Origin of the sequence: Clostridium fessum, from assembly GCF_027698965.1 — a bacterium.
GTDB classification, from domain to species: domain Bacteria; phylum Bacillota; class Clostridia; order Lachnospirales; family Lachnospiraceae; genus Otoolea; species Otoolea fessa.
Genome location: NZ_JAQEQF010000009.1, coordinates 19,436 through 43,789, shown reverse-complemented (window position 1 = coordinate 43,789; position 24,354 = coordinate 19,436). Strand labels below are relative to the sequence as shown.

The window sequence follows — 24,354 nt, the reverse complement described above, 5'->3', positions numbered from 1 at the left end:
GCTCCATGTAAAAAATTTACAGGAACTTTATCCATAATACCCACTTAACTCTTACCTTATATTCTTACACTTTTGATTATAGCATTCAAAATATACCATGTCCATAAAAATTGCCATCATACATGTTTTTTTTCATAAACAGCCGCCGATTATTTATACAAAAGAACCCCCTTACTTTCGTAAGGGAGTCCTTATCTACCCATTTATTCTATTTAAGGTTTCCTTTAAATAATTATTTCTCAGCGATTGCAGCCTGAGCAGCAGCCAGACGAGCGATCGGCACACGGAACGGTGAGCAGGATACATAGTCAAGACCAATCTTGTGGCAGAACTCTACGGAAGACGGGTCGCCGCCGTGCTCGCCGCAGATACCTACATGAAGGTTCGGGCGCTCTGCTTTACCTAACTTGATCGCCATCTCCATGAGCTTACCTACGCCAGTCTGATCCAGTTTTGCGAATGGATCGCTCTCGAAGATCTTCTTGTCATAGTAAGCATTCAGGAACTTGCCTGCATCATCACGGGAGAAGCCGTAGGTCATCTGAGTTAAGTCGTTTGTACCGAAGCAGAAGAATTCAGCCTCTTTTGCGATGTCGTCAGCGGTCAGAGCTGCACGCGGGATCTCGATCATGGTACCTACTTCGTACTTCAGATCAACGCCTGCTGCTGCGATCTCCTCGTCAGCGGTCTTCACAACGATATCTTTTACATATTTTAACTCTTTCGCATCGCAAGCGAGCGGAATCATGATCTCCGGTTTTATGGACCAGTCAGCGTGAGCTTTCTGTACGTTGATAGCTGCACGGATAACTGCCTTGGTCTGCATAACAGCGATCTCCGGATAGGTAACTGCCAGACGAAGTCCACGGTGACCCATCATCGGGTTGAACTCATGCAGGGAAGCAATGATGTTCTTGATAGTCTCAACCGGTTTGCCCTGAGCCTCAGCCAGTTTCTTGATGTCCTCTTCCTCAGTCGGAACGAACTCATGCAGCGGCGGATCCAGGAAACGGATAGTTACCGGGTTGCCCTCCAGAGCCTCGAACAGACCTTCGAAGTCGCCCTGCTGATACGGAAGGATCTTATCCAGAGCTGCTTCTCTCTCTTCTACAGTGTCAGCACAGATCATCTCACGGAAAGCAGCGATTCTGTCTTCCTCGAAGAACATATGCTCGGTACGGCAAAGACCGATACCTTCTGCGCCAAGCTCTCTAGCCTTCTTAGCATCTGCCGGTGTATCAGCGTTGGTACGAACTTTCAGTCTTCTGAACTTGTCAGCCCATGCCATAACACGACCGAATGTACCAGCGATGGTAGCGTCTACGGTCTTGATCTCGCCCTCGTAAATATTACCGGTTGTACCATCGATGGAGATGAAGTCTCCCTCATTGAACTCTTTACCAGCTAATGTGAATTTCTTATTTTCTTCATCCATAGCGATGTCGCCGCATCCGGATACACAGCAGGTACCCATACCACGGGCAACTACGGCTGCATGAGAGGTCATACCACCACGAACGGTTAAGATACCCTGAGCAACCTTCATACCGGTAATGTCTTCCGGAGAGGTCTCAAGACGAACTAAGACAACCTTCTCGCCCTTTTCAGCCCATTTCTCAGCATCCTCTGCAGTGAATACAACTTTACCGCAAGCAGCACCCGGAGAAGCACCTAAGCCTTTTCCAAGCGGAGTAGCTGCCTTTAATGCAGCAGCGTCAAACTGCGGATGCAGCAGTGTATCGAGGTTACGCGGGTCGATCATAGCGACTGCTTCTTCCTCTGTCTTATGTCCTTCATCTACCAGGTCGCAAGCGATCTGCAGAGCTGCCTGAGCAGTTCTCTTACCGTTACGGCACTGTAACATATAAAGTTTACGGTTCTCTACAGTAAACTCCATATCCTGCATATCATGGTAGTGGTTCTCAAGCACATCGCAAACCTTGATGAAATCTGCATATGCTTCCGGGAACTCCTGCTCCATCTGAGCGATCGGCATCGGAGTACGAACACCAGCAACTACGTCCTCGCCCTGTGCGTTCTTTAAGAACTCGCCCATCAGCTTCTTCTCGCCGGTTGCCGGGTCACGGGTAAATGCAACACCTGTACCGGACTCATCGTTTAAGTTACCGAATACCATCGGCATTACGTTTACTGCAGTACCCCAGGAATACGGAATATCATTATCTCTTCTGTATACGTTCGCACGTGGGTTGTCCCAGGAACGGAATACAGCTTCGATTGCTAATTTTAACTGAACAACCGGGTCAGACGGGAAGTCCTCACCTAACTGTTTTTTGTACTCAGCCTTGAACTGCTCAGCCAGAGTCTTTAAGTCAGCAGCAGTCAGTTCGATATCGTACTGAACACCCTTTTCTTCTTTCATCTTGTCGATGAGCTGCTCGAAGTATTTCTTGCCAACTTCCATAACGACATCCGAGAACATCTGGATGAAACGTCTGTAGGAGTCATATACAAATCGCTCAAATTTCGGGTCCGGGTTGCCTGCGATCATCGCTGCAACTACCTCGTCATTTAAACCAAGGTTTAAGATGGTATCCATCATACCTGGCATGGATGCTCTCGCACCGGAACGAACCGATACTAACAGTGGGTTCTTCAGATCGCCAAATTTCTTTCCATTGAGCTCTTCCATCTTCTTAACGCCTTCCATGGTCTGTGCCATGATCTCGTCGTTAATCTTGCGACCATCTTCGTAATACTGGGTACAAGCCTCAGTTGTGATTGTAAATCCCTGTGGAACCGGCAGACCGATGCTTGTCATCTCCGCCAGGTTCGCTCCCTTTCCTCCCAGCAGGTTACGCATGGTCATGTCGCCCTCGCTAAACATATAAACCCATTTTGCCATAAGTATTTTCCTCCTATACTCGTTTATGTTTTACATTCACATATTTGTATTTATGTGAAAGATAAAAGCCATCGTGAATATTATAACATAAACTGCGGTCTAGTAAAGAGTTTTTTTGAATTCTTTCCAACTTTTTTTCGATCAATATATATTTTTTTGTAATTTTCGCGAATATTAAATGAGATGACTATCCAGAACAGTGCCTAATCTTCCCCAAAATAAATTTCGTTCTTTGCAAAATGCCAAAAATGTCACAAGCCCTCTCTAACACAAAAAGCAGAAACCATTTCCTGTTTTCTGGAATATGGTTTCTGCTTTTTTGTTTATTTAAAGATTAGAAACGGAACTTATCCTCAAAGTAGTTCTTTAACTCGGCGATCGGCACACGTACCTGCTCCATGGTATCACGGTCACGGACGGTAACAGCCTGGTCGGTCTCCGACTCGAAGTCGTAAGTGATGCAGAACGGAGTACCGATCTCATCCTGACGGCGGTAACGCTTACCAATGTTTCCTCTGTCGTCGAACTCGCAGTTGTAGTACTTGGAAAGCTCTGCGTAGATCTTCTCTGCTCCCTCGTTAAGCTTCTTGGACAGCGGAAGCACACCGATCTTAACCGGTGCAATCGCCGGATGGAAGTGAAGAACGGTTCTCACATCGCCCTCTCCGATCTCTTCCTCATCGTATGCAGCACACAGGAATGCCAGGGTTACACGGTCAGCACCCAGGGACGGCTCAATCACATACGGGATGTATTTCTCCTTCTTCTCATCGTCAAAGTAGGTCATATCCTGACCGGAGGTGTTCTGATGCTGGGTCAGATCGTAATCGGTACGGTCTGCGATACCCCACAGCTCGCCCCATCCGAACGGGAACAGGAATTCCAGATCGGTCGTCGCCTTGCTGTAGAAGCACAGCTCTTCCGGAGAATGGTCGCGCGCGCGCATCTCATCCGGCTTGATGCCAAGTGTCTGCAGCCAGTCGATGCAGTGCTGTTTCCAGTATGCAAACCACTCAAGGTCGGTTCCCGGTTCACAGAAGAACTCCAGCTCCATCTGCTCGAACTCTCTGGTACGGAAAGTAAAGTTACCCGGTGTGATCTCGTTACGGAAAGATTTACCGATCTGACCGATACCAAACGGGATCTTTTTGCGGGAGGTTCTCTGTACGTTCTTGAAGTTTACAAAGATACCCTGTGCAGTCTCCGGACGCAGATATACGGTGTTTTTTGCATCCTCGGTAACTCCCTGGAAAGTCTTGAACATCAGGTTAAACTGACGAATGTCGGTGAAATCATGCTTGCCGCAGCTCGGACAGCAGATGTTATTGTCATCAATGTACTGTTTCATCTGCTCCTGGGACCAGCCGTCTACGGAACCCTCGATCTCGATGTTGTGCTCTGCCATATAGTCCTCGATGAGCTTATCTGCACGGAAACGCTCTTTACAGCTCTTGCAGTCCATCAGCGGGTCAGAGAAGCCGCCCAGATGTCCGGATGCCACCCATGTCTGGGAGTTCATGAGAATCGCACAGTCTACACCTACGTTGTACGGGCTTTCCTGAATAAATTTCTGCCACCATGCACGTTTTACATTGTTTTTCAGTTCTACGCCCAGATTGCCGTAGTCCCATGTATTGGCAAGGCCGCCGTAAATCTCAGAACCCGGATATACAAATCCTCTTGATTTTGCGAGCGCCACGATTTTGTCCATCGTCTTTTCCATTTGTCTTGTCCTCCTGATTCATTTATCATTGTACCCGTCCCCGCCTCTTCTTTCGATATCTGGCAGATGGACGAATTTAACAATCATTCTGTTTTTTATCTTTTAAAAATCACATAAGCCGTGCCTGTTTCCGGCAGACTGACGGTTGAATCGTCTTTTAACTCAGTATTCGAACTGCGGTAAAGCACTTTTCCGCCGACCATCAGCGTCGCACCGCCCTCGCTCCGGACTGCCATGCCGCTCTTTTCATTCTGAACCGTATCCGTTCCGGCTTCGCTTCCATCCGCCTTTACCAGCTCACCCTCGGAAAACCATCCATCGGCAATCGCCTCCGAAAGCGGCTTTGCCTCCAGCGCCGTCAGGGAGTTGCTGGTGTCCTCGTTGTCATTCGTCTCTCCGAATGCTTTCAGATCTTCAAAGGAAGCATAATCAAAGATCGCAGTCACCGTGTCTTTTCCCGCCTTCACACTTTTCAATGCTGCCGGCAGTCTCTCGGCATTTTTCTGGTTCTGTGCCAGCGCCCCGGCGCCTTTTTCTTCATTAAAATGAATCACTGCCGTCTCTAAATACTGCTTTAATTCATTCTCATCGACCGAAATACCGCCGGTCTGCTCCACCAGAGCACTCGACAGCGCCCCGTCTTTTGCCACATATACGCAGCTCTCCGAAGGGGAAAAGGCTGTTTCCCGTGAGCCACAGCCGGACAGCATCACACCCACGGTACACGCTGCCAGAAGAAATCCTCTTTTTTTCATTGCTCTTCCTCCCAAGCGCAAAAATGCTCCTACAACCAAGTTTTTATAGTATACCTGCTTTTCTATGTATTTTCAAGACTTGGACCTGAAAAAACGCATACTCGCACTTCCGTTTCCAGAGATACCTGCCTTTCAACCGTAAATCCTGCTTTTTGTCAGCGTCCCCCATTCAGGGTCTTCCAGATGTCCGGACGGTACCTCCGCAACACGCGCGCCACCTGATAACAGAGTGTCACTGCAAGCAGCGGCATGCACACATACATAAACATCGAAACCAGCTGGCTGCCCGGAAATAGCAGCGCCGCCGCCTTATTGAGGAAACGGACCACCACAAAGTGCGTCGCATAGATAAAAAAGGTGCAGGTCATAAACGGTCTGACTTCTCCCAACCAGCGCTCGTTTACCATCATCCAGATACCGATGACTGCCAGAAGCTGGTAGAGAACGATTCCCGGCACAAAATAGTGGGTATAATAGCTCCTGCTGAGCACAATTCCCACTGCCAGCAGGCACACCCCCAGTGCCGCCCGCTTCCACGACCATACCGCCTCCGCCCATTTTCTCCCGTGCAGCGCCGCATAGGCGGCAAAGGAATAATAAATCAGGGCGTCCAGATTCAGCTCCGGCAGCGCCACTCCCTTGAAAAGTGCCACAAGCAGCACCAGCAGAAATGCCGCGCCGGTCCAGATATTTTTCAGAAACAGATACAGCACCGGTGCCAGCAGCACCAGCAGAATGATCTGATACATGAACCAGAACACCGGATTGAAGGTATACTTGGTGATCGCCTGCCATGCCCCGGACGTCGTGATCACCAGATCCGTCCGGTTGGCGATCGTCTGCAGTCCCGGAATCCGGCTCGCCGCCACATACGCCACGTAGTAGATAGTATTCCAGAGCAGGTACGGAACCAGAAGCGAATGCAGACGTTTATTTAATTTTTCTCCCAGCCGCTTCATCGTGAAGTTCCGGTAGAACAGGTAGGCAGACAGCATGATAAAGCATGGGATGTCCACCCGCAGAATTTCCTGCATGACCGGGTACTGGAAATGCCACCACGGTGCGTCCTGCTCCAGTTCCGGGAAAAACAGATCCGCGTTGCCGGAATGCGTCCAGATGACCATGAGGCAGCAGATGAAATTGAACCAGGCGATTTTCTGGTGGAATTTGGGTTCTGGCATATAAATGGTTCCTCCCTGGATAGTTGTATGTTATGTAATCGTCTGCAATATCTCCAATGAGTGAAAACTTTTATCTACATACGCCCTCTTATTCCGCTCCACATTCGCCGCAAATTGTGCAAATGCATCTTCTTTCAGAAGAAATGTATACAACTTCTCGATCGGCGCGTAGATGACGTACTGCCAGGCGTAGCGTGCGGAGTCTCCGGCGCGCAGGGGTGGATCTTCGGTGTATTCGCCGTTGATGACCATGATTTTTAACTCGAAGATACGCTGTACAAGTTTGTTGGGGAGTGCGGGTTTTAGGAGGGCGCGGAAGGACTGGTAGAGTAATCGCAGCATTTCTCTTGCCTCCAGACCTTCTCTTCCGAAGTATTCGGCGAATTCAGCAAAATAGGAGGCGTAGCAGGCGCACTCAACGTCCTGTTCAAGTCCTTCGAAATAGTTTTCGATCTCCGCGCCATAGAGATTGTAGGCATCCCGCGTCTCAGAAAGTGTGAAGGTTCCAAATGCGAAAGGCCGGCTTGCCGCACGCAGCAAACTTCCAGTGCGCTTCGCCCCGCGGGCAAATGCCGTGATTTTTCCGCGGTCTCCCGTCAGGAGAATCAGACGTTTATCAAATTCACCGACCGGGGCTGCATAAAGCACCATTCCGGTTGTCTGTATCAAATCTCGCATGCAGCCCTTCCTTCCCTCACTTAAATTTCTTTCGGGTTATATCCGTAATTCTTCATATACATATCGCTGTCTCTCCACTCCCGGCGCACTTTAACCCAGAGTTTCAGGTTGACCTTCGTGTCCATCAGATTTTCAATTTCCATCCGGGCAGCGGTTCCGATACGTTTTAACATCGATCCGCCTTTTCCGATGATGATGCCCTTGTGGGAATCGCGCTCGCACACGATCGTTGCATCCACGTCGATGATGCCGTTTGGGCGCTCTTTCATCTGGTCGATGACAACTGCAATGCCGTGCGGGATCTCGTCGTCCAGCATCCGAAGCGCTTTCTCGCGGATCAGCTCCGCTGCGATCTGGCGCATCGGCTGGTCGGTGACGGTATCCTCATCGTAAAACTGCGGACCTGCCGGGAGATATTTAAAAATACTGCTCTTGACATCCTCGATATTCATCTCTTTGAGAGCCGAAACCGGGATAATCTCCGCAAAATTCAAAATATCCTTATATGCCGCGATAAAGGTCAGAATCTCTTCCTTCGATTTGACCGTATCAATTTTATTAATAACCAGAATGACCGGCGTCTTGATCTTCGAAAGCTGCTCTGCAATGTGGCGCTCGCCTGCCCCGATGAAGGTGGTCGGCTCTACCAGCCAGAGAATCACATCAACCTCTTTTAACGTATTCTCTGCGACATTGACCATGTACTCGCCCAGCTTGTTTTTCGCCTTGTGGATACCCGGTGTGTCCAGAAAAATGATCTGTCCGCGCTCGTCTGTGTAAACCGTCTGGATACGGTTCCGGGTCGTCTGCGGCTTCTCAGATGTGATCGCAATCTTCTGTCCGATCAGGTGGTTCATCAGCGTGGATTTGCCAACATTCGGACGCCCGATCAGGGTCACAAAGCCAGATTTAAACTCTTTTGTATCTGTATTTGCCATCTTGTTTCCTTTCACTTGCATTTTGTTTAGTTAAACAGATTCTTCACCGTCTTAAACAGATCCTGATTTGCCTTGACTTTTTCTGCATTTCCAATCGCACAGATGCTCTGCTCACTGAGCACTGCCCTGATAATCGGCGCCAGCTCCCGGATATCCTCCGGGGTAACTGCCAGGATCTCGTCTCTCTCTTTCTGGATCATCGCATCCGTCACGCCGGTAAACCAGGCCGCGTCGGCGCGAATGCCTTTGTACGGCGGCAGAAGCGGTGCATCAAGGTCGCTGATGGTTCCAATCACGAATTTTGTCATATCACGCTCGTCTGCCTCAAACTGCTCCAGATACGGCACGATACCCTCGTAAACCTCATTCGTCTCACGCAGGTTCGGATCGCGGTAGGAAACGAAATAGCTGTCGCCAAACCGTCCGGCTCCATTCATGACGCCGTAAGCGCCGCCCTTGACACGGACATTGATCCACAGATAATCATATCCGAGAATGACTTTCAGCGTCCGCAGCGTGCCCTTGTATGCCAGCCCTTTCTCCACGAAATTGCCGCAACGCGCCAGATAATTGACCTGGGAGGAGGTCATGAAGCCCTCGTTTAAGTTCTCTTTTTTCCACTCAAACGGATAAACGGTTCCGTCGCCCTGTGGAAGACGTTCTTTTAAAAGCGGAAGCGCTGCTTCAAGCCCTGCCTGATCGTCGGCTGCTGCCGTGTAGCTTATCAGCATATTTTCTTTTGTAAACAGGCGTGCCGCCGTCTCTTTTAATTTCGCGATCACCTCGCCCTTTTTCTCCTCAAAGTGCTTTGCCGTCTCTTCAAGGAACTGGTAGAAGCCGATTCCGCCCGTGCAGTCGTCAAATGCCGATTCTGCTGAAAAATAGGAGCTGGCTCTCATCACTGCCGCTGAATGTGCCGCCTGATTTAAACGCATCTGGCTCTTCGACTTCGTCTCCGCCACAATCTCGCCGAGACGTTTCTCATCATCAAGGATTGAATCAAGCAGAATCTCCGCGATCGCTGAAAATCCGAAGTCCAGCTTCTCGCACAGCACCCGGGCACTCGCGGTAAAAATACCGGTAAACGCGCCCTGTTTCCGGCTGTCCGCATAGGAGCTGACGCTGATCGTGATACCGCCGGTATTTAAGTTGATCTCATCCGACAAATCGCTGTATGTGTGTTTCGTCGTATCGACAAATCCAAGCACTGCTTTCAAAAGTCCCACATACGGCAGATCCCTGGACGGTACATGGTCGGTACGGAACATCACGCGCAGATAACCGATGCCTGAGGTAAAGAGCTCATGTGCCAGCACCTTGGTTCCGCCAATCTCGCGCTCGGTCAGGATAAATTTCTCCGCCTCTTTGCGGATATCTGAGCGTTTCAACAGCGGAATCTTCTCTAAATCTTCCTTCGGGGACGGGGTGTCCTGATACTCTTTCAGCTCTTTCGTGCCATCCACGATCGCCTGAATCTCCTCCGCGCCCAGGCTCTTCTTATATGCTTCCAGCTTTTCACGCAGCTTCTCATCCTCGATCGCCGTCAGTCCCCGCTTCGGGCTGACCGTGATCACCGCCTCAAACGGGTTATCTAAGAGATATTTGCGGATCAGTTCTTCAAAATATCCTTCCTTTGCTGCTTTTTTGAGGAATGCAAATGTCTCCTCATATTCCAGGTGCATCAGCGGATCGCCGCCGTACAGCCAGCTATCTAAGCACTGCAAGCCGTACATCAATCCTTTCGGCGCGTTGCCGAAATCCGCCTCACGGCTGCGGAATTCATAGTAGTTGATGCCCGCCATCAGGCTCTTCTGGTTGATGCCATCATCTGCCAGCTTCTTAAGCGTTCCCTTGACAGTCTTTAAAAATGCCACTTTCTGGCTGCCATCCGCATTTTTCGCAATGACAGAAAAATATGGCTGTAAAATACCATTTTCATAGCTTCCCAGGATATCCTGGCCAATCCCGGCGCTGATGAGTTCTTTCTTTAAAACGGCGCCCGGCGCATCCAAAAGCACATACTCCAGGATCTGAAATGCCATGTAGAGAATCGGGTCGAGATCGTCGCCCACCACCGTATTAACCGACAGGTAGGTTGCGTGATCCTCCGGCTCATCCTCAGTGATCGGATAGAAGATCTCACGGTCCTTCGGCGCGTCAAACGGCTTCTGGTAGTGAATTTCAGAATCCACCGGCTGACGGTCATAGTGGCTTAAATACTCACGATCCAGCCAGTCCAGCTTCTCTGCCATATCCATATTTCCGTACAGATAGATAAAGCTGTTGGACGGATGGTAGAATTTGCGGTGGAAATTCAGGAAATCCTCATAGGTCAGCTCCGGGATAACCTCCGGGGCGCCGCCGGACTCATGCGTATAGCAGGTATCCGGGTAAAGCGTGTTCTGCGTGTAGCGATCAAGCACGCCCTCCGGGGAGGAAAATGCACCCTTCATCTCATTGTAAACGACACCGTTTACCGTGATCGGGCTGTCCGCCGACTCCATCTCGTAATGCCAGCCCTCCTGGCGGAAAATCTTCTCTTCTTTATAGATATTCGGATGCAGAACCGCGTCCATATAGACGTCCATCAGGTTCTGGAAATCCTTGTCGTTGCAGCTTGCAACCGGGTATACCGTCTTATCCGGGTAGGTCATCGCGTTTAAGAAAGTATTTAATGAGCCCTTCACCAGCTCTACAAACGGATCCTTGACTGGAAATTTCGCCGAACCGCATAAAACGCTGTGCTCCATGATATGCGGCACACCCGTGCTGTCAGATGGCGGGGTACGGAATCCGATGCAGAATACCTTGTTCTCATCGTCATTCGAGAGCAGGAACACTCTCGCTCCCGTCTTCTTATGTTCCAGAAGAATCCCATCAGAATTCAGCTCTTTTACGTGTTTTTCATTCAGGATCTGATAGCTCTTCAAATCTTTTACTGTCATGCTGTCTTTCCTTTCTCTGAAACGATTCCACAGTGCATACAGACATCTGTTGAATCGCATCTCTTTTCTTCTTTTTTTACAGTCTTCCCATAAATTTGTCTTTTAGTACGGCAAATGCCTCCCGCAGCCACAGGTGCACCGCCAGCACCGGGTCGCATGCAGCTGCCACGCCGACCGGCTCGATCTCCTGTCTGCGCGCGATCGCCTCCGCCCGGAACACATGGTAATTGCTTGTCAGAATCCCGATCCGGATGGTATCGCCGTCCGGGCGCTCACGGTAAAACTCCATCAGGTGTGCCCGCGCCGCCTGCGCCTTGTTGTATTCCTGCCGGTCGATCACCGTCCGGCTGAACTCGATGTTCTGCACCGTGTCGGAGGACTGGTCTTCAATCAGCAGCTTATCCTCCGGAATCCCGTTGTACTGTAAATATTCGTACATCGCCCGCGCCTCGCTGATCTCCTCGCCCGGACCTTTTCCGCCGGAAAGCACCAGAACCGTGTTCGGATATTCCTCCGAATACTCGATCGCCCGATCCAGACGCTGCTTTAGAGAATTGCTGATCTTGGTGCCGCGCACACGTGCTCCCAGCACGATCACATAGTCCGCCGGCTGTCCCGTCGCCGTAATGGCGCTCCAGCCGATCAAAACCTCCGTGATCACCAGAATCAGAAATCCCGCCGCACATACTGTCCCGACGGAAACGCCGATCCACACGGGGATTCTGCCCTCATGTTGGCTGCCAAACCACCATCCAGCCGCCAGAAGTCCCAAAATGATCGCCAAGCAGGGCCAGATCAAGGCAAACGAAGTCGAAACACCCGAATAAATAACAATTATGATATAATATAACAGGCACAGGACCGCCGTTCCTCCTAAAAACCAAACCATCTGTCATCCTCCTGATGTCCATCCAGCCGCACCTTTACAAATCCAGCGCTTCGTCCTCACGCCGCAGGATATCCTGCGGCTTTGCCATGCCGCCTAAGTCTACCCAGAGCTGCTGCTTCGGGTGCGGTGCGCTCTCCTGCGCGGTTCCATCCTCGGTAAAGATGGCTTTCACTTCCACACGCAGGTTACGTCCGTCCGGCTTCATGATCTCGATCGTCTCTCCCACGCTGAATTTATTCTTCTGCTCCAGATGAACCAGGCCATCCCCGCGCACAGCGCCGACCGTTCCCAGATAGGTGTACGGTTTTACATAAGTATTGCTTCCGTATACCTGCGACTCGGTACCCGGTTTATGGAAATAAAATCCAGTAATGTATTCCCGGTGGGTACATTTGCGGATCTCACTCTTATACCACTCCATCTTGGACTGGTATTTTTCCGGGCTTTCCAGATAATCGTCGATTGCGATTCGGTAGGTTCTCGCCACGGTTGCCACATAGAGTGCTGTCTTCATGCGTCCCTCGATCTTGAAGCTGTCGATTCCTGCTTCGACCATCTCCGGAATGTGCTCAATCATGCACAGGTCGCGGGAGTTGAAAATATAGCTGCCGCGCTCATTTTCATAGACCGGCATCCACTCGCCCGGTCTTGTCTCCTCCGCCACCGCATATTTCCAGCGGCACGGATGAGTACAGGCGCCCTGGTTCGCGTCGCGCCCCGTCAGAAAATTGCTGAGAAGACATCGTCCTGAATAGGAAATGCACATCGCTCCGTGGATGAAGCTCTCGATCTCCATATCCTCCGGAATATGTTCGCGGATCTCGCGAATCTCCTTCAAGGACAGCTCCCGCGCCGTTACCACGCGCTTCGCGCCCTGTTTATACCAGAAAAGGAACGTCCCGTAGTTTGTATTATTTGCCTGTGTGCTGATATGGATCTCCATCTCCGGGAGAATGCGTCTGGCAATCTCAAAGACACCCGGATCGGAAATAATCAGCGCATCCGGCTTGATTTCTTTCAGTTCTGTGAAATATTCTTCCACACCGGCTAAATCATCATTATGTGCAAAAATATTTGCTGTAATATATACTTTGACGCCGCGCTCATGGGCGAACGCAATGCCCTCTTTGATCTCTTCGTTCGTAAAATTCTTCGCCTTTGCCCGCAGACCAAACGCCTCGCCGCCCAGATAGACCGCATCGGCTCCGTAAAGGACCGCCGTCTTGAGGACGTCCAGGCTGCCCGCCGGGATTAGAAGTTCCAGTTTTCTCATGTTTTTCCTTTCTTTTATCGCTTTACACTTAACGCCACGCCATCCCCGATCGGAATGACAGACGTCTCAAATTCTTTCATGTGTGTCAGTTCATATAAATAATCGCGCATCCGCGTGTGGATCGTCCGGTTGCGGCGCTCGACCGCATAGCGGGATTCCACGATATCGCCGTCCTGTAAGACATTGTCCGACAGAAGAACGCCGCCGGACGGCAGCAGACGCAAAATCTGAGGCAACCAGTGCATATACTGCCCCTTAGCCGCATCCATAAATATAAAATCATAAGGGCCGGAAAGCGTCCCCAGTATCTCTTCCGCATCGCCTTCCAGTAAAGTAATGCACGGCTCTTTTCCTGCCCTTTCAAAATTGCGCTTGGCAATCGGTATTCTTTTTTCGTACTTCTCAATCGTCGTGATCCGGCAGTTTTCCGGCATCACACGGCTCATCAGTAAAGCCGAATAGCCCACAGCCGTTCCTACCTCCAGAATCGACTGCGGGCGCTTGAGAGCAATCAGTGTTTTCAGAAATGCGGAGGTCTCCCTGCGGATGATCGGCACGCAGTCAGCCAGCGCTTCTTCCTCTATCGAGTCGAGCAGCGGTCCGTTGCCCGCGTCCAGCGACTGGATATAGGCGGTAATTCTGTCATTTACTATCACTTTTATCCTCCTCCGGGCTGGCGGCAGAAGCTGCCGCCTCATCCATCTCCTTCAGCATCTCCAGAGAAGTCTGGGCGGTGCTGAACTGATAGGTCCCCGGATATATCTTGTATTCATAAATCTTTGCCTGCAGCACAAAGACCACGCGGCTTTGAATCAAACCGACGCGTTCCAGCGCTTCGCCTGTCTCGGAGGTGCTTTCGCTTTCCTCGATGGTAACCGTTCTCATTCTTCCCGGCTCTGCCTCAACTGCGGTCGGGTTAAATATCTCATGCCCCAGCCAGTAGCCCTTCGTTGCGCCCTCATAGAGCAGAAACAGTGTCAGTACCAGAAAAACGATCCGGAACACACTGTCCAGAATCGATACTGCGATATGGGGTTCCCCAGATGTCCGGCTCATATGCCACCTCCGTGCTGCTTTTGCAGTCTTCTACACTTCCATGATGATCGGAAGAATCATCGGATTTCTCTTCATCTTCTTCCATAGGAAATCACTCAGGCTGTCGCGGATAATGTTCTTGATCTTGCCCCAGTCGCTCACGTGCTTCTCAAGACAGCCTTGTACGGCTTCATCCACGATTCTCTGTGCCTCTTCCATCAGATCCTCGGACTCACGCACATAGACGAAACCTCGGGACACGATATCCGGTCCCGCTAAGAGCTGGTTGCTGTATTTCTCCAACGTCAGTACCACAATAATGATACCGTTCTGTGCCAGGTTCTGGCGGTCGCGCAGAACGATATTTCCGACATCACCGATGCCCAGACCATCGACCAGGATACCGCCCGCCTGTACATGGTCGGCAACACGGTAGCCCTCGTCCCCGATCTCGATCACATCACCTGAGCGCATCAGGATGACATTTTCCTTCGGAATGCCCATTGAGATTGCCAGGTTGCGCTGCGCCATCAGGTGGCGGTATTCACCGTGTACCGGAATCGAGAATTTCGGACGAACTAAGGAGTACATCAGCTTGATCTCCTCCTGGCAGGCATGTCCGGATACGTGGGTATCCTGGTTGATAACCTCTGCGCCCTTCATCGACAGCTCGTTGATAACTCTTGCAACGGCTTTCTCATTGCCCGGAATCGGGGTGGAACTTAAAATAACCACGTCACCCGGCATGATCGAAACCTTCTTGTGCAGGTCTGCCGCCATACGGGACAGGGCCGCCAGAGACTCGCCCTGGCTGCCGGTCGTGATAAGGACGGTATCCTCTTTCTTATAATTTTTCAGATGTTCAATGTCGATCAGTGTATTTTCCGGAATATTAATGTATCCAAGTTCGCTCGCCGTGCCGATGACATTGACCATGCTTCGGCCCTCGACCACTACCTTACGTCCATAGTGGTATGCCGTATTGATGATCTGCTGGACACGGTCTACGTTGGAAGCAAACGTCGCAACGATGATCCGGTTGTTCTTGTGCTCTGCAAAAATCGAATCAAAGGTCTTGCCGACGGTGCGCTCCGACATCGTAAATCCCGGACGGATCGCGTTGGTACTGTCACACATCAGCGCCAGCACGCCTTTCTTTCCAAGCTCGGCAAAACGCTGCAGATCCGCCGGTTCACCGAATACCGGTGTGTAATCGATCTTGAAGTCGCCGGTGTGGACGATAATGCCAGCCGGGGAGAAGATCGCAAGCGCCGATGCATCTGCGATACTGTGGTTCGTCTTGATAAACTCAATCCGAAAACATCCGAGATTGATGGACTGTCCGTGCTTTACGACCTTGCGGCGGACGGTCTTCATCATATTATGCTCTTTTAATTTATTCTCAATCAGTCCGATCGTCAGTTTGGTGCCGTATACCGGTGCCGGAACATCGCGGAGTACATACGGCAGCGCGCCGATATGGTCCTCATGTCCGTGCGTGATCACAAAGCCCTTGACTTTGTCAATGTTGTTCTTTAAATAGGATACATCCGGGATAACCAGATCGATTCCCAGCATATCGTCGCTCGGGAATGCCATACCGCAGTCTACTACAATAATGCTGTCTTCATATTCGAAGGCAGTCATATTCATACCGATCTGTTCCAGACCACCGAGCGGTATGATCTTTACCTTATTATGATTTGTTTCCTTTTTCAATCAATGCACCTCCAAAAATTTGATTTTTAGATTTTTATTCGATATCAACGCCCAGATCGCTCATCAGCTCCGCAAACACCTTGGACATATACTCCAGTTCTCCGTCATCGTCCACAAATTCGTAAGCTGCTTCTGCATCCTCCGGCTTTGATGTATCTCTCAACAGATAGCACTCTCCATCGCCGTCCTTCGTATCACTTGCCAGCAGATAGGACTCGCCATTTAACTTTGTCTCTTCCAGGACATACAGCTTCACTTCCTCGCCGTTCTCATCCCTCAGCGTGATGCTGTTTTCCATATTATTCAGTTCATCTAACATTGAATCCAGGTTTCCCATTCTATGATTCTCCTTCTATTCTTTATTTTCAATCATTGATTTTTATCACTGATAATTTATTCTTCCGCTTTTCCTTGTGCCTGTAAATCCAAATATCCCTGCAAAATCAATACTGCCGCAATCTTATCAATCACGCTCTTCCGGTTTTCCCGGCGCACTCCACTCTCGATCAGAATCTGCTCCGCCGCATTCGTCGTCAGGCGCTCGTCCCACATAACGACCGGAAGGTTCGTCCGCCGTTCCAGCATCTCTTTAAATGCCAGCGTCTTTTCAACGCGCTCTCCCAGCGTATTATTCATATTTTTAGGATACCCCAAAACAATCGTCCCAACCTCGTATTCCCGGATCAGCTCTTCAATCCGGGCGCAGGTCTGGCGAAGTTTGTTCTCATCCTTCCGTGTGATCGTCTCAATCCCCTGTGCTGTAATGCCTAACGGATCGCTGACTGCCACTCCCGTGGTCTTCGATCCAAAATCAAGCCCCATAATTCTCATATTCTATTTTCTCCATAACAAAACAAGCTGGCAGCCCGTCAGATATTGGACTGTTGTCGCCAGCTGTTTACTCTTCCGCTTTTTAATTGCCGTGCTGCATCCACTCTTTACTGAAGCTTCGTCTCAATATATACCTTCACAAGCTCTTCCAGAATTTCGTCACGCTCTACCTTCATAATCAGGCTTCTGGCACTCTTGTGGCTGGTAATATAGGTCGGATCTCCAGACATAATATATCCTACAATCTGATTGATCGGGTTGTAACCCTTCTCCGTCAGCGCTGTATATACCTGTTCCAGAACCTGGCTTGCCTCCAGCTTCTTCTCTTCCTGTACTGCTCTAAAAAACTGTGTATTGCTGATATCACCCATTTTGTCTTCACGTCCTTTTAAATACCCGCCGCGCTCTGTCACTCTGCGGATCCATGCGTGCAGGTAAACTACTCTTTTTTATTTTACTCTACTTTACCCCATTCGGCAAGTTATTTTTTATCATTATAATCATCCAGGAAATTGTACGTCCAATCGTCCTTGTGGTAACCGATCACAGTCTTTAAGTTGATATTGTGGACACTCTTAAAGATATTTTTCTCGATCACGTCGCTCTCCTTGCGGAAATGGGCGATCAATTCCTTCATCTCATCGCGCTTGGAACCACGTCCGCCTCCGCAGCTAACGCAATTTTCAGTAAAACGGCACGCGCACTGTATAAACTGCAGTCCGTTGTAATCGCGCCACGCCTTGACCGCATCTTCCTTGATAAGGTACATCGGGCGGATCAGCTCCATGCCCTCGAAATTCTGGCTGTGCAGCTTCGGCATCATCGTCTCAATCTTGCCGCTGTACAGCATTCCCATGAGGATCGTCTCGATCACATCATCAAAATGATGACCAAGCGCAATTTTATTGCAGCCCAGCGCTTTCGCCTGTGCATAGAGGTGACCGCGTCGCATTCTGGCACAAAGGTAGCACGGATTCTGTTCGATCGTCGCCACCGTGTCGAAAATATCGCTCTCAAATACCGTCAGCGGAATGCCGAGAAGTTTCGCATTGTCCTGGATGATCTTCCAGTTATCCGCATTGTAGCCCGGATTCATCACTAGAAAAACGGTTTCAAACTGGAATTTTCCATGTTTTTTCAATTCCTGGAAAAGTTTCGCCATCAGCATGGAATCCTTGCCGCCGGAGATACAGACTGCGATCTTGTCGCCCTCCTGAATCAGGTCGTAGGTGTTGAGCGCCCGCGTAAACGCCCGCCAGATCGGCTTGCGGAATTTTTTTATAATACTCTGCTCAATTCTCGCCCGTTTTTCCTCTCGATCCGCCTCGGATTCTCCGCCTACGAAGCGGGACAGGGAGAGGCGCAGCCACGCACGGTAACCACCCTCCACATTGACCGCGTCAAATCCGTCTCCGGTCAGACGACGCACCCACTCCTGACTCTTCTCACCGGTATGGCACATCACGTACACTGGATGCATTTTGTCTAACCTGGCTGTTTCTTCCTCATACTGCTCTTCCAGCCGGAACGCCGGGAGGCTTACCGCCCCCGGAAATGTTCCGCGCATATACTGGTCCTGCGGGCGGATGTCCACGATCGTCTTCTCCGCATCCTTTAACGCTTCCAGCTCCTCAATCGTAATCGTTTTCATTGTATATTCTCCTGTATCCGTTATTTGCAAAATCCTCTTTAAGAAATAAGACACAATTCTCATGAAATGAAACAAAAGCACAGGATCCGCTCTGACAGTGCTCTGCCAAACAAACGGGTCCTGTGTTTTCTGCTGCTTTGTTACCGTTCACGCGCACGTAACCAGTAACTCATTTTCTATTAATTATAACACTCTCCCCGCATTCTGGGAAGTCCTATTTCTATAATTAGTCTCTTAGTCATTACTGTTCACGCATACGTGCCCAGTAACTCCTAGTCCTCTGTAAAGAGTGGTGTGGAATAATAGCGGTCACCACTGTCTGGAAGAATCGCTACAATGGTTTTCCCCTTATTTTCCGGCCGCTTTGCCAGCTCAATCGCACCATGCAGGGCTGCTCCGGAGGAAATGCCGACTAAGATGCCCTCTTTGTGTGCCAGAAGTTTTGCTGCTGCAAATGCATCCTCATTCTCCGCCTCGAAAATCTCATCATAAATTTTAGTGTTCAGTACATCCGGTACAAATCCGGCGCCGATACCCTGAATCTTGTGTGCGCCGCCCTTGCCTGTCTTTAATACCGGGGAGGAAGCCGGCTCCAGCGCTACGACTTTCACATTCGGGTTCTGGGATTTTAAGTATTCGCCGGTACCTGTCAGAGTTCCGCCGGTACCAACGCCTGCGATCAGGATATCAACCTTTCCGTCGGTATCATTCCAGATCTCCGGACCAGTGGTTGCTCTGTGAACCGCCGGATTGACCGGATTGACAAACTGACCGGCTAAGAAGCTGCCCGGTGTCTCCTTTGCCAGCTCTTCTGCCTTCTCGATCGCGCCCTTCATGCCCTTTGCGCCCTCAGTCAGGACAATCTCTGCACCGTACGCTTTCAGAATGTTGCGGCGCTCCACGCTCATCGTCTCCGGCATCGTCAGGATGATGCGATATCCCTTCGCTGCTGCGATGGACGCCAGACCGATACCGGTATTGCCGGAAGTCGGCTCGATGATGACGGAACCCTCTTTCAGGACACCTCTCTTCTCTGCATCCTCAATCATGCCTTTTGCAATACGATCCTTCACGCTTCCAGCCGGATTTAAATACTCCAGTTTTACCAGAACCGTTGCTTCCAGTCCCAGCGCTTTCTCAACATTCACAACCTCAACTAACGGTGTGTTTCCTACCAGTCCCAGTGTTCCCTTATAAATGTTTGCCATGATGATTTCCTCCTGTATCTGTGATGATTTTTATATTTTTTAATTTTTATATATTTCTATAGATTCTTCTTTTTTCCAGAACTCTTTTCCAATTTGAAAAACTCGCTTCAAAAGAAGTTTAAAATGCGAAAAGAGCCCATCCTCTATACACATTTACCGCCGTCCAATCCAGCTTTTCTGCCGCCTGTCCTGCTTGTTTTTCTGTGTACGCGGATGCGCTCTTTCTATATCCTTAACCCTTATGAATAAAAAGGTTCACGAAACCCGTTTTTCCCGGAAACCTCGCTTACCGAAGTCCAGCCTTCTGGTTTTCGCGTACACAAATGCGACAACAACATCGATCCATACAAATACAACCATTGCTGCAACACATCATATTCATCCCAAAACCATTGACTGCTTTCATGATCTTCACTCCTTTTCTTTTTCCTATCAGCTTAGTAGGCATATTATCACTTTATGCAATATCTGTCAACCTTTTTTTGATTATTTGTTACTGTTCACGCATACGTGCCCAGTAACGATTATTTGCACACTTTGTTACGTTTCTTCATGTCTTTCTTGACAAACGCAGACCGCACCTTTACAATAAAATACCGAACTGATGGGTAAAAAACGTTCAGAAACAGAGCCTGCTATTATTTAGTATAGCACAGTTGTGACTGTGAAGCTACTGACAGAATATATTACAAGGGAGTATCATATGTTAAATTCATTTTCCAGAACTGAACTTCTCCTCGGCAGGGATGCCATGGAGCGTTTATCGAAAGCCCGCGTTGCCATCTTCGGCATCGGCGGTGTCGGCGGCTATGCGGTGGAGGCGCTCGCGCGCAGCGGCGTCGGCACGCTTGATCTCATCGACGATGACAAGGTCTGCTTAACCAACATCAACCGTCAGATCATCGCAACCACCTCCACCATCGGAAAGTACAAGGTCGATGTCGCTGAGGAACGCATCAAATCCATCAACCCGCATGCGGTTGTCCACACCTACAAGACATTCTACATGCCGGATACCGCGAAGGAATTTGATTTTTCCCAGTATGACTACGTGATCGACGCAATCGACACCGTAACGGGAAAACTGATGCTGGTAGAACAGGCAGAGGCAAGCCACACGCCGATCATCAGCTCGATGGGTGCCGGAAACAAGCTGGATCCGGCTGCCTTTGAGGTAACTGACATTTATAAGACTTCCGTCTGCCCCCTCGCGAAGGTCATGCGGCGTGAGCTAAAAAAACGCGGAATCAAGAAACTGAAAGTGGTTTATTCGAAAGAGAAACCCTTGACTCCGGGCGATGATATGGCAATCTCCTGCCGTTCCCACTGTGTCTGCCCGCCGGGAACCGCCCGTAAATGTACCGACAGACGGCAGATTCCGGGTAGTATCTCGTTTGTACCATCAGTAGTGGGACTGATTATTGCCGGGGAGGTTATTAAGGATCTCGTCGGGGTTCATTGATTGCTTACTGGTTAATTTATTAAGTCGATATATTCTATTTATGTCATTTTTTGAAATTTTATATGTATGTAAAAAACCAATGAATCCCATCTTGGGGGTATCATTGGTTTTTTCGTTTACGGTCTTCTATTCACTTTCCAGTAAAAGCACCTCTTCATTCAGTGCCTTCGTGAAGATTCCCTTCACCGTCTTATTTTTTAATCCTTCTTCGTATGGAACGGCACCTTTGACGTACTGGCGGGTGTGTCCCATCATGTATTTGGTTCCGTCGATCTCGATGGGTTCTTCGAGAAGGATTTCTTCTTCAGTTCCGAGGAAGCGCCCGCGGTATTCTAAGGACTGCTGTTTTTCCAGTGCCAGCAGGATATCGCTGCGGACAGATTTGGTTCCTTCTGATACCTGATCCGGCATATCGGCGGCGCGGGTGCCTGCGCGGCGGGAGTATTTGAATATATGCATCTCGTAGAAATGGATCGCTTTTAAGAAGCGTTCTGTTTCGGCAAATTCTTCTTCGGTCTCGCCCGGGAATCCTACGATGACATCGGTCGTGATCGCCGGATTGTCAAATTCTTCCCGCAGAATTTCACAGCACGCCTGATATTCAGCAGCGTTGTAGCGGCGGTTCATGCGCTTTAAAGTCGCATCACAGCCACTCTGGAGTGACAGATGGAAGTGCGGGCAGATGGTCCGCAGCCTCGCCAGCTCTTTGGCAAATTCGCGGGTTACGATACGTGGTTCAAGAGAACCAAGGCGCAGGCGCTCAATGCCCGGAATCTGGTCGAGACGTTTGATTAAAGTCAGCAGATTTTCTTTCTGCTCATCCTTGAAATCGACACCATAGGAGCTTAAATGGATACCTGTCAAGACAATTTCCTTGTATCCGGCTTCCGCAATCCCGCGCACCTCGTGCTCGATGTCCTCCGGGCGGCGGCTGCGGACGCGTCCTCTCGTATATGGTATAATACAATAGCTGCAAAACTGGTTGCAGCCGTCCTGTACCTTGATAAAGGCACGCGTATGGTCAGCAATCCGGCGGATATGGAGTTCTTCGTATTCCTGTGAATGTCCGATATCCAGAATCTCACCGCTGTTTTCGTGATCTGCAAAATAATCATCCAGAATCTGTACCAGATCTTTTTTCTGGTTATTGCCAACGATCAGATCGACCGCCTCATCTTTTTTCAGCTCCGCGCCTGCTGCCTGCACATAACAGCCGACCGCCACAACAGCCGCCGACGGGTTCATTTTCTTTGCCCGGTGCAGCATCTGGCGCGATTTCCGGTCGGCAACATTCGTCACGGAACACGTGTTGATAATATAAACATCCGCTCCTTCCCGGAACGGCACAATCTCATATCCTGCATCCTCTAAGAGCTGCTGCATGGCTTCCGTCTCATATGAGTTCACCTTGCAGCCCAGATTGTGGAATGCCGCTTTTCTCATTTTTATCTCCTTTAAATTGAATCCTCTCTTGACTTTTGTCAGATTACTTTGTAGTATAAAAGTATTATTGTAGATAGAGGAGGTTTTTTTCATGAAAACAGTTCGTATTTCTTTAAACTCGATCGATAAAGTTAAATCCTTCGTCAACGACTTAGCGAAGTTCGACGTAGATTTTGACCTTGTTTCCGGACGTTATGTGATTGACGCTAAATCCATCATGGGTATCTTCAGTCTGGATCTGTCCAAACCGATCGATTTAAACATCCATTCTGAGAACCAGATCGATGAGATCTTAACGACACTGGCTCCGTACATTGTATAGCAACCATTAGAACGATCGAGATGGTTCTGTTTGAAACGAAAAAAACCGCTGTTAAGCAACTCGCTTTGCAGCGGTTCTTTTTTTTCATAGAGAACTACGTCCTATGAAAAAACACTCCGCGAGGATGCGCACTCGCGCGAAGCAAAAAACTGTCGCAAGCGACCGCGCGAGACGCCCGAATGTGCCAAGGCACATTCTTTTTTATATATGACTAGCACCGGATAACCTCAACCGTATCGATCGCCTCTTTTACCAGCGCATCTATCTTCTCTTCCAGATTGCGCTCGGATTTTTCAATCAGGTGCAGAACCGGCTTGGTAACCGGGTGTTTGGCTACGAAGATGGTGCAGCAATCTTCATACGGCTCGATCGATGTCTCATAGGTACCAATTTTCAGAGAAATATCGACGATATCCTGTTTGTCGAAACCGATCAGCGGGCGGAAGACCGGAAGTGTGCAGACTGCATTGGTAACCGCCAGGGAATGAACCGTCTGGGATGCTACCTGACCGATGCTCTCGCCGGTGATGAGTCCGAGACAGTCGTCTTTCTTCGCCAGCTCTTCCGCGATCTTCATCATGTAGCGGCGCATGATAATCGTCAGCTCCTCATGCGGGCACTGCTCGTAGATGTAGAGCTGGATATCTGTGAAATTGACTACGTTTAATTTGATCGGACCTGCGTATTTTGCTACCTGCTTTGCCAGATCGACTACTTTCTGTTTTGCACGGTCGCTGGTGTATGGCGGCGCATGGAAATAGGTTGCCTCGATGGTAACGCCGCGTTTTGCGATCATGTATCCTGCCACCGGGCTGTCGATACCGCCGGATAAAAGCAGCATCGCGCGTCCATTGGTTCCGACCGGCATACCGCCCGGTCCCGGAATCACCAGAGAGTATACGTTGATACGTTTTGCACGCAGTTCCACATTTAAAAGAACATCCGGATTGTGTACGTCTACCTTTGTCTCCGGGAATGCGTCCAGGATGACCTCACCGAGATCGCGGTTGACTTCCTCGGAGGTATGCGGATACTGTTTGTTGGCACGGCGGGTGTTTACCTTGAACGTAAAGTGTTTATCTGGGTATGCTTTGTCCACATACTCAACAATCTTCGCTTTCAGGTCGTCATAGCCGTTGTCCTCTAACTGGACCATCGGACAGATCGCCGCAATACCGAATACCTTTTTCAGTGCGTCGATGACCTCATCGTAATCAAATTCTTCCGCTGCGGTCGCATAGATACGCCCTGCCTCCTTGGTTACGGTAAATTTTCCATCAAGACGTTTTAACGAGTGATGGATGTGGGACACCAGCGCGTCCTCGAATACATAGCGGTTTTTACCTTTCAGGCCAATCTCCGCATATTTAATCAAAAATGTATGAAACATGGAATTCCCTTTCTACAACAGGCTGTCATTCTTCTGCTTTCCCGC

The 24,354-nt window shown here is 49.7% G+C and carries 21 protein-coding genes; 2 read left to right on the top strand and 19 right to left on the bottom strand.

The window, feature by feature from the left end:
* Positions 1-232: 232 nt before the first annotated feature.
* The 17 genes from ppdK to cysK form a co-directional block, all read right to left on the bottom strand.
* Positions 233-2,866 (bottom strand): pyruvate, phosphate dikinase, encoded by a 2,634-nt coding sequence (gene ppdK / locus PG862_RS11620; RefSeq protein ID WP_270707467.1) that lies wholly within the window; start codon positions 2,864-2,866, stop codon positions 233-235.
* 334 nt (positions 2,867-3,200) lie between these two features.
* Positions 3,201-4,589: a glycine--tRNA ligase gene (locus PG862_RS11615; RefSeq protein ID WP_107001585.1), complete on the bottom strand. Its 1,389-nt coding sequence runs from the start codon at positions 4,587-4,589 to the stop codon at positions 3,201-3,203.
* 95 nt (positions 4,590-4,684) lie between these two features.
* The gene (locus PG862_RS11610) at positions 4,685-5,344 is read right to left on the bottom strand and encodes a hypothetical protein (protein ID WP_107001586.1); all 660 of its coding nucleotides are present in this window, start codon (positions 5,342-5,344) and stop codon (positions 4,685-4,687) included.
* A 155-nt stretch (positions 5,345-5,499) separates the two neighbouring features.
* Entirely contained in the window at positions 5,500-6,525 is a 1,026-nt protein-coding gene (locus tag PG862_RS11605; protein WP_270707464.1) for an acyltransferase, read from the bottom strand.
* A gap of 30 nt (positions 6,526-6,555) precedes the next feature.
* Positions 6,556-7,203, bottom strand: coding sequence for a DNA repair protein RecO (gene recO, locus PG862_RS11600; protein ID WP_022359740.1), 648 nt, complete (start codon positions 7,201-7,203; stop codon positions 6,556-6,558).
* 20 nt (positions 7,204-7,223) lie between these two features.
* The gene (gene era / locus PG862_RS11595) at positions 7,224-8,141 is read right to left on the bottom strand and encodes a GTPase Era (protein WP_022359739.1); all 918 of its coding nucleotides are present in this window, start codon (positions 8,139-8,141) and stop codon (positions 7,224-7,226) included.
* Positions 8,142-8,167: 26 nt separating this feature from the next.
* Positions 8,168-11,086, bottom strand: a complete 2,919-nt coding sequence (locus PG862_RS11590) for an insulinase family protein (protein WP_270707462.1) — start codon at positions 11,084-11,086, stop codon at positions 8,168-8,170.
* Between the two features lie 76 nt (positions 11,087-11,162).
* On the bottom strand, positions 11,163-11,975 hold the full coding sequence (locus PG862_RS11585; RefSeq protein ID WP_270707460.1) for a YdcF family protein: 813 nt from the start codon (positions 11,973-11,975) through the stop codon (positions 11,163-11,165).
* A 34-nt stretch (positions 11,976-12,009) separates the two neighbouring features.
* On the bottom strand, positions 12,010-13,248 hold the full coding sequence (locus tag PG862_RS11580; protein ID WP_270707459.1) for a peptidase U32 family protein: 1,239 nt from the start codon (positions 13,246-13,248) through the stop codon (positions 12,010-12,012).
* 14 nt (positions 13,249-13,262) lie between these two features.
* Positions 13,263-13,904: an O-methyltransferase gene (locus PG862_RS11575; protein ID WP_022359735.1), complete on the bottom strand. Its 642-nt coding sequence runs from the start codon at positions 13,902-13,904 to the stop codon at positions 13,263-13,265.
* Positions 13,891-14,304 (bottom strand): aminodeoxychorismate lyase, encoded by a 414-nt coding sequence (locus tag PG862_RS11570; protein ID WP_270707457.1) that lies wholly within the window; start codon positions 14,302-14,304, stop codon positions 13,891-13,893. The genes PG862_RS11575 and PG862_RS11570 overlap by 14 nt, the downstream gene beginning before the upstream one ends.
* A 30-nt stretch (positions 14,305-14,334) precedes the next feature.
* Entirely contained in the window at positions 14,335-16,002 is a 1,668-nt protein-coding gene (locus tag PG862_RS11565; RefSeq protein ID WP_022359733.1) for a ribonuclease J, read from the bottom strand.
* A 34-nt stretch (positions 16,003-16,036) separates the two neighbouring features.
* Positions 16,037-16,339: a DUF1292 domain-containing protein gene (locus PG862_RS11560; RefSeq protein WP_107001592.1), complete on the bottom strand. Its 303-nt coding sequence runs from the start codon at positions 16,337-16,339 to the stop codon at positions 16,037-16,039.
* A gap of 56 nt (positions 16,340-16,395) precedes the next feature.
* The gene (gene ruvX, locus PG862_RS11555) at positions 16,396-16,833 is read right to left on the bottom strand and encodes a Holliday junction resolvase RuvX (RefSeq protein WP_118293431.1); all 438 of its coding nucleotides are present in this window, start codon (positions 16,831-16,833) and stop codon (positions 16,396-16,398) included.
* Positions 16,834-16,940: 107 nt separating this feature from the next.
* On the bottom strand, positions 16,941-17,204 hold the full coding sequence (locus PG862_RS11550; protein ID WP_022359731.1) for an IreB family regulatory phosphoprotein: 264 nt from the start codon (positions 17,202-17,204) through the stop codon (positions 16,941-16,943).
* A 110-nt stretch (positions 17,205-17,314) separates the two neighbouring features.
* A complete protein-coding gene (locus PG862_RS11545; protein WP_270707456.1) occupies positions 17,315-18,484 on the bottom strand; it encodes an ATP-binding protein in 1,170 nt (389 codons plus the stop codon).
* Between the two features lie 272 nt (positions 18,485-18,756).
* Positions 18,757-19,692, bottom strand: coding sequence for a cysteine synthase A (gene cysK, locus PG862_RS11540; protein ID WP_107001595.1), 936 nt, complete (start codon positions 19,690-19,692; stop codon positions 18,757-18,759).
* Between the two features lie 703 nt (positions 19,693-20,395).
* On the opposite strand from cysK, the gene PG862_RS11535 reads away from it, so the two are divergent.
* The gene (locus tag PG862_RS11535) at positions 20,396-21,154 is read left to right on the top strand and encodes a tRNA threonylcarbamoyladenosine dehydratase (RefSeq protein ID WP_118467410.1); all 759 of its coding nucleotides are present in this window, start codon (positions 20,396-20,398) and stop codon (positions 21,152-21,154) included.
* A 126-nt stretch (positions 21,155-21,280) separates the two neighbouring features.
* Here PG862_RS11535 and mtaB read toward each other — a convergent pair whose 3' ends face one another.
* Positions 21,281-22,597 carry a tRNA (N(6)-L-threonylcarbamoyladenosine(37)-C(2))-methylthiotransferase MtaB gene (gene mtaB / locus PG862_RS11530; protein ID WP_270707455.1) on the bottom strand — a complete coding sequence of 439 codons (1,317 nt, stop codon included), beginning with the start codon at positions 22,595-22,597 and terminating at the stop codon, positions 21,281-21,283.
* A 91-nt stretch (positions 22,598-22,688) separates the two neighbouring features.
* On the opposite strand from mtaB, the gene PG862_RS11525 reads away from it, so the two are divergent.
* Entirely contained in the window at positions 22,689-22,919 is a 231-nt protein-coding gene (locus PG862_RS11525; protein WP_022359725.1) for an HPr family phosphocarrier protein, read from the top strand.
* 211 nt (positions 22,920-23,130) lie between these two features.
* Here the strand turns inward: PG862_RS11525 and thiI are convergent, their stop codons facing one another.
* The gene (thiI, locus tag PG862_RS11520) at positions 23,131-24,309 is read right to left on the bottom strand and encodes a tRNA uracil 4-sulfurtransferase ThiI (RefSeq protein ID WP_117795086.1); all 1,179 of its coding nucleotides are present in this window, start codon (positions 24,307-24,309) and stop codon (positions 23,131-23,133) included.
* Positions 24,310-24,354: the final 45 nt, after the last annotated feature.